This window comes from Lacticaseibacillus sp. 22 (assembly GCF_055413445.1).
Genome location: NZ_JBVAYD010000004.1, coordinates 57112 through 69484 on the forward strand (window position 1 = coordinate 57112; position 12373 = coordinate 69484).

The following is a 12373-nucleotide window of genomic DNA, read 5'->3' on the forward strand; positions in this document are numbered from 1 at the left end:
AACGAGGATGTTAATAAAATATCATAATAATCACGAATAAAACAAACGCCCTTGTCTTTTTGCGACAAGGGCGTTTGTCTGCCAATAGCCTTAAACTCGAGCTTCCGAGGCATCGCCGGTTCGCCGATATAGATCGGTCGGCAATGCAGTAATTAATGGGCTTGGTGCGTCCAACGTTACAAGCGTTAAGTGATGCAAGGCACGCGAGCAAAGAGTGTAAAGAATATCGCGATCGGCTTCATTCCGGTAAGTGGTTGCGGAAATGTCCCAGCCCACAACCGCATCAAACTCAAGTCCTTTAGCCAGGTAAACCGGCAAGATGACACACCCATTTTTCAGACTGTGGTCGTTTGCAGACAGTAGCGTGACCGGCGTATCGAGCTTGAGTGTGGCGTAAAGTTGTGCAGCGGTCTTGGCATCTTTGGTCAAAATGGCCACAGTACTGTCAACTGTCAGCAACCGCGTGACCAAACGCGATAAGGAAGCAGTGGCGTCCGCCGATGAAACGGTCAAAACCTCAGGCATATCTCCGGCGCGATTAAAGGCTTGAATGTGGTCGTGTTTTGGCAACAAGGCTTTGGCAAAGTTCGTAATCGGTTGGGTTGACCGGTAACTCTTGTTCAACGTAATCAAACGGATCTTATAGCCGGAAAAAACATCCTTAATTTCGTGGATGAAGTCGCTGGGCTGGTAATTGCTGGTGAAGACGTCTTGTTTGGCATCCCCAAGCAACGTTAATTTCGCCTTGGGAAAAGCATGTTTCAGATACAACAATTGCGCCATACTGAAGTCTTGCATTTCATCAACGAACACATATTGAATCAAACTATTTTGGCCGCTGCCAGTGCTCAGGTCGCGCAGATAAAGCAAGGGAGCCGCGTCTTCTAAGCGTAAGTGATGAGCTTCAATGCCGTTGCTAAAAGCAGTGATCATCGTCTGCCAAATCGGCACGTTCACCGGAGCTGCTACTTGCTCCATGAATTGTTGATAATCCTGGAAGACGTCATAAAAATGATCATTGTACAGTGCGTCGTAAATCGGGGCGAAGGCTTTTGCAACAATGGCTTCGGAAACGAATTGTTGCTCGTCTTCACCGGTTTCAAATTCGTGATCAGCTGTCAACGTTTCTAATTCGGTTTGGGATAAGTCAGAGACACGCAGTTGAGCCCAGTCGTGCGTGGCTTCGTCGTGAATACGAGCGTTTAACTGTTTAATCAGTGCGTTTTTAGTAGCGGTAAATTTGTCGATGGGTTTCATCAAGGTCGGTTGCGACTGATAAATATTGTCAATCGCGGTGGCAGAAAAGAAGACTTCACCATTGAATTCAACGTCAATGAAATGAGGGACGCGATCCGGATCGTTGGCGTAATCGGCAATGGCTTGTAAGTAGCTAGGAGCCTCTTTAAAGCGGCGAATGGTTTCGGCTGCTTGCGGTAAACCGGCTGCATCGTGTTCGTACCGTTCAAATAAGGTTTCGACATGCAGGCCGGTAAAACGATTGGCGAGGAACTCGAACAAGGTGGCCTGACGCATATTCTTTTCACCTAAGCTTGGCAAGACTTGAGAAATGTAGTTGGCAAAAAGCCGGTTAGGAGAAAAGAGCACCATTTGGTCGGCATCCAAATCGCTGCGGCTGTGGTAAAGCAAGTAGGCAACCCGCTGGAGGACCGCACTGGTTTTGCCTGAGCCCGCAACGCCTTGAACGACTAGCAAGTCACTTGAGGTATCGCGAATGATGTCGTTTTGTTCGCGCTGAATGGTGGCGACGATGTTTTTCATATATTCGTCAGACTGGTCGCCAAGCACCGATTGCAGAATCTCATCGCCTACTGTTTCGTTCGTATCAAACATGGTTTTGATATGACCGTGTTCGATTTGAAATTGGCGTTTATTTTTCAATGTCGCATGTTGCTCGCCAGCTGGGGTTTCATAGGTCACATCCCCCAGCGTGCCGTTATAATAGATGGAACTGATCGGGGCGCGCCAATCATAAACCAGAAAATCGCCATCTTCGTCAATGAAGGTCGCGGTGCCAATGTAGAGCGTATCCGGTTCGCCGTCTTCGTCAATGTCGATGCGGCCAAAATACGGGTTGTCTGCCAATAAAGTTAAGCGATCGCCTTCATGTTTAAGGATGGTTTCATTTTCAACCGCCCGTGCAACCATGACTTTTTGTTGCTGAACGGCGGCGTTGGTTTCCATTTGGTCATCGACTTCAGTCACGTTGACTTTGGTGTTTTCGCCATATGCCCGTTCGATGCGACTGGTTTCACGGTGCGCCGCTTCGATTTGCTCATGGATGGCAGCCAACCTCGCTTTTAGTTTCGCAATGACCGCCGTGACCCGTGCCTGTTCTTCTGCTTTCGTTGCATTCTTCATAACCGGCGCTCCTCTCCGATTCAGTATGCGTGCGTTGATGTGACCAGGATCGAATCCTGAACCAGCGAACGCGTTATCGTGTTTAAAATAGTGTCGATAATCTTACGCCCGGTTGAGGGAAAAGTAAAGTGAGCGCGAACCGGCGCGGTTAGAAGTCGGAGTGTAAGCGGCCTTAAGCGTGATGGCCCGGTTTTGGCCATTGCGCTTAAGGTCCTTACACGCAGACTTCTGCGCCGGTGAGCGCGTTATGGGCGTAAACCAGAACGTAAGCGGCCTTAAGCGTGATGCTGGGCTTTAGTCATTGCGTTTTAGGGCCTTACACGGAAATCACTTAATTAGAATAGAACCGAGAAAAGTTGACACTTACTACACTTTGCTTCATGTTGTTGCATCGGAAAACAAGGTGGTACACTTAAACATAATGACTTCACACGGAGGTTCGAGATGGCTGATTTATGGCGGACGATTGCTGAGCGCCACGGTGAATTGCTAAGTGCACTGGGACAGCATATTGAAATATCACTGATTGCGCTTATTTTAGCGGTGGTAATTGCGATTCCGTTGGCGGTTTGGGTCCAGACACATGCCAAAGTCGCGGCAGTTTTGCTTCAGATTACCGGCGTGTTGCAGACGATTCCTTCATTGGCATTGCTGGGGTTATTGATTCCGTTTGTCGGGATTGGAACGTTGCCGGCGATTATTGCGTTAGTGGTCTATGCGCTGTTGCCGATTTTTCAGAATACATATATCGGCCTGCGCGACATTGATCCTTCTTATGAAGAAGCGGCGGATGCATTTGGGATGAGTCGGTTGCGGAAACTATTTAAAGTCGAGTTGCCGATTGCGCTGCCGGTGATCTTGTCGGGCGTCCGGACGGCGATGGTAATGATCATCGGCACGGCGACTCTGGCAGCGTTGATTGGTGCAGGCGGGTTGGGAACCTTCATTCTTTTGGGCATTGACCGTAACGATGCCGCACTGACACTTATGGGTGCCCTCGCTGCGGCGTTATTGGCGATTGTCTTTTCGTGGTTATTGAACTTGATGCAAAAAATTAACTGGAAGCTGAGCGTCGGGGTTGTGGCGTTGGCGGTTTTCGGACTCGTCGGCACGCAGGTTTACAGCCGGGTGACTGCGCCGAAAGAAACGATCACCATTGCGGGTAAATTAGGCAGCGAGCCGGATATCTTGATTCATATGTATAAGGAACTGATTCAAAAAGCCGATCCTGATGTTGGGGTCACATTGAAACCAAACTTTGGGCAAACGAGCTTCTTGTACAATGCTTTGCGAACCGATAAGATCAACTTGTACCCAGAATTTTCCGGAACGGTCTTGGCTAGTCTGACGAAACCCTCTGCAACCCAACAGCAGCAGGTAGCGGCAGGCAAAAATAATTATCCATTAGCCAAAAAGTTGTTGGCCCGGCAAGGCTTCACTTATCTGAAACCAATGGCCTATAACAACACATACGCACTGGTGGTTAAAGCAAGTTTTGCCAAGCGTTATCAGTTGCAAACTATCAGTGATCTGGCAAAAATCGCACCATCAATTCGCGCTGGCTTTGACTTGGAATTTATTGATCGCCAAGATGGATATAAAGGCATTCAATCTCAATATGGTTTGCAATTTAAGGTGGATTCCATGGATGCCTCGTTGCGATATCAAGCATTAGATCGCGGGCAGATCAACCTGACTGATGGCTACACAACTGACGCGCAATTGCGACAGTATCATTTAGTGGCCTTGAAAGATGACAAAGGTCTGTTCCCGATTTACCGCGGGGCACCACTCATGCGGGCTGCGTTTGCCAAGCAGCACCCACGACTGGTTGCGGCGTTGAACCGGTTAGCCAATCACATCACCGAAAAACAGATGCAGGCGATGAATTATGCCGTGAGTGTGCAAAATCAAAAAGCGGCCACGGTCGCTCATCGCTATCTCGTGCAACATGGTTTGCTCAAGGAGGTGCGCTGATGGCATTGATCAGTCTGGAACACGTCACGAAGACTTATGATGACAAGCCGGTTGTCAACGATTTGAGTCTACAGGTCGATCAAGGTGAACTGTTCGTCCTGGTCGGCACTTCCGGCAGTGGGAAAACCACCACGTTGAAAATGATCAATCGGCTGGTTGATCCAACGGCAGGTGTCATCAAATTTGCCGGTAAACCACTGATGGCATACAAGGTACGTGACTTGCGTTGGGATCTAGGCTATGTTTTACAGCAAATTGCATTATTTCCAACGATGACAGTTGCGCAAAACATCGCGGTCATTCCGGAAATGAAAGGGTGGTCACGGCAAAAGATCCGCACGGCAACCGATGACTTATTGGCAATGGTTGACTTGCCGCCAGACGAGTATCGAGATCGCATGCCCAGCGAGCTTTCAGGTGGCCAGCAACAGCGGATTGGTATTTTGCGGGCTTTAGCATCGCGGCCGAAAGTGGTGTTGATGGATGAACCATTTTCCGCGCTTGATCCGATTTCACGGACCCAGCTTCAGGATATGTTGCTGCACTTGCATCGGGCAATGAAAACCACGGTTGTTTTTGTCACGCATGATATGGCTGAAGCGATGAAACTCGGCGACCGGATTGGCGTCATGCATAACGGTCGGCTCTTGCAGGTGGACACTCCGGAAGCAATTGCCACGCAGCCAGCCAATGATTTTGTTGCTGATCTTTTCAAAGGAGCGCAGGCAAATCAAGGGTTGCAGGTGACATTGAGTCAATTAGCACCATTTGCGGTTGAGCAATCAGCTGATCATGCAGTTGGCGGTAATTTAACGTTGGCCGAGGCGCTGCCGTTGTTGGACGCCCATGAAACATTGCGGGTCAAGAGTGACCATGGCGTCTTCGTGATTGATACGCATAGTGTGGTGGCGTATCTTGCAAGTGCATTTGTTGATCAGGACACAGAAACGAAAGGATGATCGAAATGGCGTATGATTATGACACGATTGTCATTGGTGGCGGTCCCGGTGGGTTGGCGGCTGCTTACGGACTTGCCGCCAAGCAAAAGGTGCTGGTGATTGAAAGCGATCTGTGGGGCGGCACCTGTCCCAATTACGGCTGTGATCCCAAGAAGATGCTTTATCGCGGAGTTGAAGTCAAAAACGCTACTTTGCGGATGAACGGTTTTGGCATCAGTGGTACGGCTAAGATTGATTGGCCGTCACTCATGGCCTTCAAGCGCAGTTACACAACCGGTATTCCGGCTGGGACGCTAACCGGCCTAACGCAGACTGGCATTAAAACCTTATACGGACGGGCCCAATTACTCGGCCAGCATATGGTTAAAGTCGGGTCGCAAAATGTGACCGGTGAACATATTGTCATTGCCACCGGTCATACGCCGCGTTTTCCGGATATCCCCGGTGCCAATTTGTTGAAAACCAGCCGTGACTTTCTAGACTTGGACGAATTACCGACTAGCATTGCGTTTATTGGTGCCGGTTATGTCAGTGTCGAGCTTGCTAACATTGCCGCGGCAGCTGGAGCAGATGTGCATATCATTGGTCATTCCGACCGACTTTTACGTGCTTTCCCTAAAGTTGCCACAGAGGCATTGAAGCAGCTGTTGCTTAAAACCGGGATTCATTTTCACCCTAATGTTGAACTGACAAAAATCAGTCCGCTTGGAACGATGACGCACTTGCATGCAGATAGGTTTGATCTCAATGTGGATATGGCAGTTACGGCGATGGGCCGAATTGCCAACGTTGCGGATTTAGGCTTGGCCAATGCTGGGATTAAATCCGACCTCCGCGGTATTCCCGTTGACGATCACTTACGGACGGCGGTTGCCAACATTTATGCAATTGGGGATGTCAACTTAAAACCTCAACCGAAACTGACACCGGTTGCTGGCTTTGAAGGCCGCTATGTAGCCCAACAAATTCTTGGCAGTCAGGAACCGATTCATTACCCGGCGATTCCAACCATTGTCTTTGGCCCCACAGAGCTGGCTAAAGTCGGCGTGGCGCTTGAAGATGCCCTAGCCGCACCGGAACAGTATCAGGTCACCCACAACGAGACAACGCATTGGTACACATACAACCGCATACAAGACCCGGATGCGCAGGTATGGACGATTGTTGATAAAAGCACCGGCAAACTTGCAGGCGCCGTTGTCCTCGCAAGTCTGGCGGAAGGCCTCATCAACACTTTTGCCGCTGCAATTGATGCCGGTCAGGAACCTAGTGATCTCAACCGGATCTATGCTTATCCGAGTGCGCAAAGTGATTTGCAGTACTTGTTTTAATCTGCAGAAGTAGGTTTGAGGAATTCGAACGTTAAAACAAAAGGGATAGATTTAGCAATCAAGTTTGCTAGGTCTATCCTTTTTTGAGTGCTCGAGGCGGGGGCATCATTCATGCAGTATAGATGCATAAAAGCGATCTACTCAGCCTGAATAATTTGAATTTTATTTGGCTCGTTAAGGCTTTTTGGCAGCGTGATGATGGCAAGACGATTTTGATTGGCAGCGCTATAAACCGGGTTAGTAAACTGCAGTGTGTGTTTGTCCGCACTGATAACCGGTCGTAATGAAGACGGGACATCGCGGCCTTTTCGTTTTTGTGACAGCATGAAGGTCATTTGCTCTAAATCTTGATGCGTCAGGGTGCTAGCAAAATGCAATTGCAAGTGCCATTCACCATTCTGTTCATTGCATTTGAATGCGGTCAGCCGGACTTGACGCCGCCCCAACATGATACGCGCTGGCACTCGATAGGTTTTGGTAACGACAGCAGGCTGGGTAATCGGTTGATTGACTTGCTGATAGCGCCATATGACTAACCCAATTAATATGAGCATTGGGAGGATAAACATGGCTATTTTTAGGCTTTTTTTCATCAGACATTCGCCTCTTCCACTGGTTTTAGCTGGCCATCCGTCAGTTCGTAACTGTGATCGGCTAACGAGTAGAGCCAAGCTAAGTCGTGGCTGGCAATTAGCACCAATTTGCCTTGTTGGCGTAGGTCGGTTAGCAATCCAGTGAGCATTTTAACGCCATCTTTATCCAAAGCATTCGTGGGCTCGTCCAAAAGAATGACATCCTGGTCTTCCATGATCGCTTGGGCAATGCCGAGCCGTTGAATCATCCCTAGCGAATAAGAAGCGACCGGTTTTTTATCAGCAGCCAGTCCGACGCGTTTTAAGACGTTAACCACTTCATCATGGCTAAGCTGACTGCGTATACGCCCCAAGGCCATCAAATTATCATACCCGCTCATATCCTCGATGAAACCCGGATGCTCAATCACCGCGCCAATCTTTGCTGGAAAAGGACGCCGTGGATCGATCACCACCTGATTAATGGCAACGGTGCCTTGTTGTGGTCGAATGAACCCCAAAATTGTTTTCAAGAGAACCGATTTACCGGTACCATTTGGCCCAACGATGCCGTAAATACCCGGTCCGGCAAATGAAATGGTGATGTCGCTGAGAATTTTCCTACGCTTGAGGACGACCGAAAGCTGCTTGATTTCGATTTGATTGTTGTTAGTGGGTTGCGCCATTATTTAACCACCTTCCTGGCATGTAGATGACTTGAATGAGTAGCAATAAACAAATGAGTATGAGCAGATAACTGCTAGTGCCAAGTAGTTGTGCATCAGTCGGGAACGTGCTGCCAATCAAGGTGGCAAATGGCATGAATGGCACCTGCAACATACTAAGAAACAAGATGCTTAGCGAAACGGTAATGCCAATGACAAGATTGAACCGGCCTTCAATGACCAACATGATGACTAATTGCAGGATTTGAGCCAAGACAAGTGCGAGCCAAAAAGCCGGATGCGTAAACCCGCGTGACCCGAAAAAGCCCGCCTGATTTGCCAGTAAGATCGTGCCACCCATGAAGATGAGAAAAATCATTTGCAATAAGAGCAATTCTCTCAGCGGCCATAAATAAGCCCAAAATCGCTGATGGAAGCGCACAGCGTAATGGATAAACATATTCTGCTGATAAGCTGACGTGACGCCAGCACTCAAAACGATCGGCAAAAACAAGTAACCAAACCACAAAAATAACCACAGCACCTGGCCACTCGCAAAGTCTTCCGGTGGCGCACCTAAAAAAATCGCCTGTACGGTGTCTTGAGTTGCCACTAAGAAATGATTATGTACATATTGCGCATCTAACCCGATGGAGCCGCCCAATAAAACCAGAAATAGTCCACAACAGGTAACTAAGCGTTTATATCCCGATTTTGAAACCAGGCGTGTTCGCCGTAACCACAAAGATCACACCTCCGCCGGTAACCGGATCACGTTCAGCACCATCCGTAACGCTTCTGCCACCGCGATTAAAAGCAACAGCTGTTTAACGACATCAATTGGCCACAGTGCATCGCTTAGGGTTAAGCTTGGCGTGATCAACGATAAAAAAGGATCAAGCTGCAAAACATAAATCGAAATAACCCCACCGAGGCTAATCAGGACACCAATGGCAGCTGAACGCACCAGGAGCATGATAACGATGGCCGCAAGTGTATATGTAAAACAGGCCGTCAGCGTGTTCATGACCAAGTTGATGATAGCGGCCACGCTTGCCATCGTCAGCGTAAAAGAACCAACAACGGCAAACGTCGCTAACCAGATACCCACAATCAAACCGGTCACAATAGCAGTTAATTTGAGTAAACTAATTAAAAGGTAATTTGCAAGGGCAGCTCTTGAACCTAAGCGAATTAACAGATTGGCTTTTCGTAATTTACTAATGATCATCAATGCCATGATGCCAATAATCGGCAGAAAACATATCAGTTGTCCGAATGTCCGCTGAATGACGAGATTAGCCCATAGAAGACTGACCGAAAACTTACTGGCAGTGCGGCCAATGAAAGTCAAACTGAGCGAGCACGCAAGACTCATCAAACCAAACAAAAAACTCTGCCATTTTGGTAATAAACCAAAGACGCCAATAAGCGGTTTCGAATTCACCATCGCATCAAACCTCCACGGCTGGCCGATGAAAAGCAAGCAGACTCAACGCAATAAAGACAAGCGGCCAAAGAAAGACGTAAGCCAGTGATGGCTGGCCGATAGTTGGTACGACTTGCATGTAACCAATTGGCGCAAGACTCTGACCCAAGATCATCGACAGTCCTAATAGCATTAGTTGCAAGACCATGACGCCGAGCAACGAGATCGTCATCTTTTTGGTCTCAAAATATAAATAGTTAGAAAAGATGGCATAACTAGCACCATACACACCAGCCAGTAGTATCCACCCCACAACGTACCAGCCTGAATGCGCATAGAAAAAAGCGCCAAAAAAGCCCAAGTAACTAATGGCAACATTGTTATTCAACCACGCATTAGGAGCAACATTGGGCTGAATCAAAAATTGCATTAAAAAGTCCACCGTTAAGAGAAAAATCGGCAAAAGTGCGCCCCAAAAGCCACCAGCCAGTAAAGTCTTACGCCGATATGCTGTAAAACTAAGCCGGGTTCGCAGCATTTTCGAAAAGCCCTTTCGTCCCTCAAAAGCAGCAAACATCCCGCCTGCCAGCACAGACAAAAGCGGCGCGGCCATGCTCCAAACCACAAATAAGTTAGACGAAATGTCGACCGGTAACCAATTCATATAGGGCGAAAAGAAGAAAAAGCCTACTGTTTGTTTCCCGCCAAACTTATCAAGTGAAAGTAAGGTCATCAGGTGCGAAATAAGCAGCAGAAATCCTAATAAAAAGGCGATGAGTGTTGCCTTTGACTTCCAGTAGCGTTGATTAAACACTGAGTCACCTCCAGAAAAAACTATCTCACTGAAAATATCATTTCGATGATCTCCATATTTTCAATTTAGACTTCTCACGCTTGAAATCAATTAAGATGATGTAAACAAATAGTAAATTGACTGTAAATGTATCCTATGGTGGTTCGAAGCACAGTCTATCTTTAAAATTTAAGGTTTTTGGTCAAGATGTTCCTTTTTAAAGCCATTGACTTCTACCAAAATCTTAGCTAACCTAAACCCATATTCATACAAACGATGAGTACCCTATCCAAATGGTCGCCAGAGAGTCGGCAGCGCTGAGAAGTCGATGGCCAGGGTAGGTGAAATTGGGTCGTTTGCGTTACGTTCGGTGGGTGCGCCTTAAGCCAAGAGCGGTCCGAAATTCGGACAAGTTAGGTGGTACCGCGCGCTTGCGTCCTATGTTGTCATGACATAGGACGCTTTTTTAAATTAAGGAGGAAACACGCATGGCAAAAAAAGTGATTTTGACGGGTGATCGGCCAACGGGACGGTTGCATATTGGGCATTATATTGGTTCTTTGAAGAATCGGGTTGAGCTCCAGAACTCAGGCGAATATGAGCCGTTTGTGATGATTGCCGATACCCAGGCATTAACCGATAATGCCAATGATCCAGAGAAGATTCGTCACTCGTTGTTGGAAGTGGCATTGGATTATCTGGCCGTCGGGATTGATCCGGATAAGACGACCATTTTGGTACAAAGCCAAATTCCGGCGCTTTTTGAGTTGACCGCTTATTATCTTGATTTAGTGACAGTCAATCGCTTGGAACGCAATCCGACAGTGAAGGCAGAGATTAAGCAAAAAGCGTTTGGCGACAGCGTTCCCGCGGGATTCTTTATTTATCCGGTGAGTCAGGCAGCAGATATTACCGCTTTTAAAGCTACCACGGTCCCGGTTGGCGATGATCAGGAACCGATGCTTGAACAAACGCGCGAAATCGTGCGCACGTTCAATCGGACCTATCACAAAGACGTCTTAGTCGAACCAGAAGGCTACTTCCCGCCAAAAGGTCTGGGACGACTGCCGGGGATCGATGGTAACGCCAAAATGAGCAAGAGCCTGAACAATGGCATTTACCTAGCCGATGATGCGGATACTGTTCAAAAGAAGATTATGTCAATGTACACCGATCCAAATCACATTCATGTCAGCGATCCGGGCAAGGTGGAAGGCAATGTTGTCTTCACTTATTTGGATATTTTTGATCCGGACAAGGACCAGGTGGCTAAGTTGAAGGAGCAATATCAACATGGCGGCTTAGGTGATGTGAAGATCAAGCGCTACTTAATTGACGTGATGGAGGCGGTTCTTGAGCCAATTCGGACGAGGCGGGCCCACTATGCCGAAGATATGGGTGCAGTGGCCGAAATGCTTCAGCAAGGGTCGGCGAAAGCTAATGTTGTCGCGAATCAAACGCTGCAAGAAGTCCGGGATGCGATCGGCTTTAACTATTTTAAGTAGGTAATTACGTCTTAAGCCGGATGTCGAATGCAACCAACATGGTAAAATATAAAGGAAGTGGTAATTGATTACGATGCGAGTTAATAAGTTTATAACTGAAGACGACGATTAACAGTCTTATTAACGGCGCATGTACTAGAGGAGAATCCATGATGAAAACGAAACGATTAAGTCCAGTTGCAGTCACGAGCATTGTGCTTGGTGTCATTGTTGCGATCTGCCTGATTTTTGGTATTGGCACTTATAACTCGTTGGCCAAGCAGAATCAAGCTGTTGAAGCCCAATGGAGCCAGGTGGAAAATGTGATGCAGCGGCGCGCAGATTTGGTGCCGAATCTGGTGAATGCAGTTAAAGGCCAGATGGGTCAGGAGCAAAAAGTCTTCGGCGATATTGCTGAGGCCCGGAAGTCTTATGCTAACGCCGACTCAACAACCAGCAAGGCTAAAGCCGATGATCAACTGAATAAGAGTGTTGGGACGTTGATTAATGTGATCAAGGAGAACTATCCTAACCTCCAAAGCAGTAATCAGGTCAACACGCTGATGACGCAGCTTGAAGGTAGTGAAAACCGGATCTCGGTTGAACGCAAGCGTTACATTGATCAGGTTCGGGATTATAACCAAAGCGTTGTTACCTTCCCGAAGAATATCTTTGCAAGCATGATGGGGCTGGGCAAGAAGGACACCTTCAAAGCTACCCCATCAGCACAGACCGTCCCGAGTGTTGATTTTTCAAGCAATAGCTCCAGTTCTGGGAAGTAGGT

The 12373-nt window shown here is 47.8% G+C and carries 11 protein-coding genes; 5 read left to right on the plus strand and 6 right to left on the minus strand.

Translation table 11 applies throughout. The features are described from left to right. Positions 1 to 90: 90 nt before the first annotated feature. A complete protein-coding gene (helD, locus tag ACWP87_RS03345) occupies positions 91 to 2379 on the minus strand; it encodes an RNA polymerase recycling motor HelD (protein ID WP_005716749.1) in 2289 nt (762 codons plus the stop codon). A gap of 444 nt (positions 2380 to 2823) precedes the next feature. Between helD and ACWP87_RS03350 the strand changes: the two genes are divergently transcribed. Genes ACWP87_RS03350 through ACWP87_RS03360 form a run of 3 tightly spaced genes read left to right on the plus strand, consistent with a single transcriptional unit; the run spans position 2824 to position 6646 of the window. After that, complete coding sequence (locus tag ACWP87_RS03350; protein WP_005716747.1) at positions 2824 to 4356, plus strand: ABC transporter permease/substrate-binding protein; 1533 nt, start codon at positions 2824 to 2826, stop codon at positions 4354 to 4356. Beyond that, positions 4356 to 5315, plus strand: coding sequence for an ABC transporter ATP-binding protein (locus ACWP87_RS03355; RefSeq protein WP_005716745.1), 960 nt, complete (start codon positions 4356 to 4358; stop codon positions 5313 to 5315). The genes ACWP87_RS03350 and ACWP87_RS03355 overlap by 1 nt, the downstream gene beginning before the upstream one ends. 5 nt (positions 5316 to 5320) lie before the next feature. Beyond that, the gene (locus ACWP87_RS03360) at positions 5321 to 6646 is read left to right on the plus strand and encodes a dihydrolipoyl dehydrogenase family protein (RefSeq protein ID WP_005716743.1); all 1326 of its coding nucleotides are present in this window, start codon (positions 5321 to 5323) and stop codon (positions 6644 to 6646) included. A 137-nt stretch (positions 6647 to 6783) separates the two neighbouring features. Here the strand turns inward: ACWP87_RS03360 and ACWP87_RS03365 are convergent, their stop codons facing one another. From ACWP87_RS03365 to ACWP87_RS03385, 5 genes are read right to left on the minus strand one after another with little or no spacing between them, the layout of a single operon-like run. Beyond that, a complete protein-coding gene (locus ACWP87_RS03365) occupies positions 6784 to 7200 on the minus strand; it encodes an ABC transporter ATP-binding protein (protein ID WP_223804843.1) in 417 nt (138 codons plus the stop codon). 38 nt (positions 7201 to 7238) lie between these two features. Further along, complete coding sequence (locus ACWP87_RS03370) at positions 7239 to 7904, minus strand: ATP-binding cassette domain-containing protein (RefSeq protein WP_014570149.1); 666 nt, start codon at positions 7902 to 7904, stop codon at positions 7239 to 7241. Next, positions 7888 to 8628 carry a hypothetical protein gene (locus ACWP87_RS03375; RefSeq protein WP_005716741.1) on the minus strand — a complete coding sequence of 247 codons (741 nt, stop codon included), beginning with the start codon at positions 8626 to 8628 and terminating at the stop codon, positions 7888 to 7890. The genes ACWP87_RS03370 and ACWP87_RS03375 overlap by 17 nt, the downstream gene beginning before the upstream one ends. 3 nt (positions 8629 to 8631) lie before the next feature. Beyond that, entirely contained in the window at positions 8632 to 9333 is a 702-nt protein-coding gene (locus tag ACWP87_RS03380) for a hypothetical protein (protein WP_005716740.1), read from the minus strand. Positions 9334 to 9337: 4 nt separating this feature from the next. Next, on the minus strand, positions 9338 to 10126 hold the full coding sequence (locus tag ACWP87_RS03385; RefSeq protein WP_014570147.1) for a hypothetical protein: 789 nt from the start codon (positions 10124 to 10126) through the stop codon (positions 9338 to 9340). A 467-nt stretch (positions 10127 to 10593) separates the two neighbouring features. On the opposite strand from ACWP87_RS03385, the gene trpS reads away from it, so the two are divergent. Together trpS and ACWP87_RS03395 are read left to right on the plus strand one after the other, a co-directional pair. Then, complete coding sequence (gene trpS / locus ACWP87_RS03390; protein WP_005685198.1) at positions 10594 to 11610, plus strand: tryptophan--tRNA ligase; 1017 nt, start codon at positions 10594 to 10596, stop codon at positions 11608 to 11610. Between the two features lie 152 nt (positions 11611 to 11762). Continuing rightward, positions 11763 to 12371, plus strand: coding sequence for a LemA family protein (locus tag ACWP87_RS03395; RefSeq protein WP_005685199.1), 609 nt, complete (start codon positions 11763 to 11765; stop codon positions 12369 to 12371). Positions 12372 to 12373: the final 2 nt, after the last annotated feature.

Coding starts and splice junctions, on each gene's coding strand:
- helD (WP_005716749.1), bottom strand. CDS start 2,379: ATGAAGAATGCAACGAAAGCAGAAGAACAGGCACGGGTCACGGCGGTC.
- ACWP87_RS03350 (WP_005716747.1), top strand. CDS start 2,824: ATGGCTGATTTATGGCGGACGATTGCTGAGCGCCACGGTGAATTGCTA.
- ACWP87_RS03355 (WP_005716745.1), top strand. CDS start 4,356: ATGGCATTGATCAGTCTGGAACACGTCACGAAGACTTATGATGACAAG.
- ACWP87_RS03360 (WP_005716743.1), top strand. CDS start 5,321: ATGGCGTATGATTATGACACGATTGTCATTGGTGGCGGTCCCGGTGGG.
- ACWP87_RS03365 (WP_223804843.1), bottom strand. CDS start 7,200: ATGCTCATATTAATTGGGTTAGTCATATGGCGCTATCAGCAAGTCAAT.
- ACWP87_RS03370 (WP_014570149.1), bottom strand. CDS start 7,904: ATGGCGCAACCCACTAACAACAATCAAATCGAAATCAAGCAGCTTTCG.
- ACWP87_RS03380 (WP_005716740.1), bottom strand. CDS start 9,333: ATGGTGAATTCGAAACCGCTTATTGGCGTCTTTGGTTTATTACCAAAA.
- trpS (WP_005685198.1), top strand. CDS start 10,594: ATGGCAAAAAAAGTGATTTTGACGGGTGATCGGCCAACGGGACGGTTG.
- ACWP87_RS03395 (WP_005685199.1), top strand. CDS start 11,763: ATGAAAACGAAACGATTAAGTCCAGTTGCAGTCACGAGCATTGTGCTT.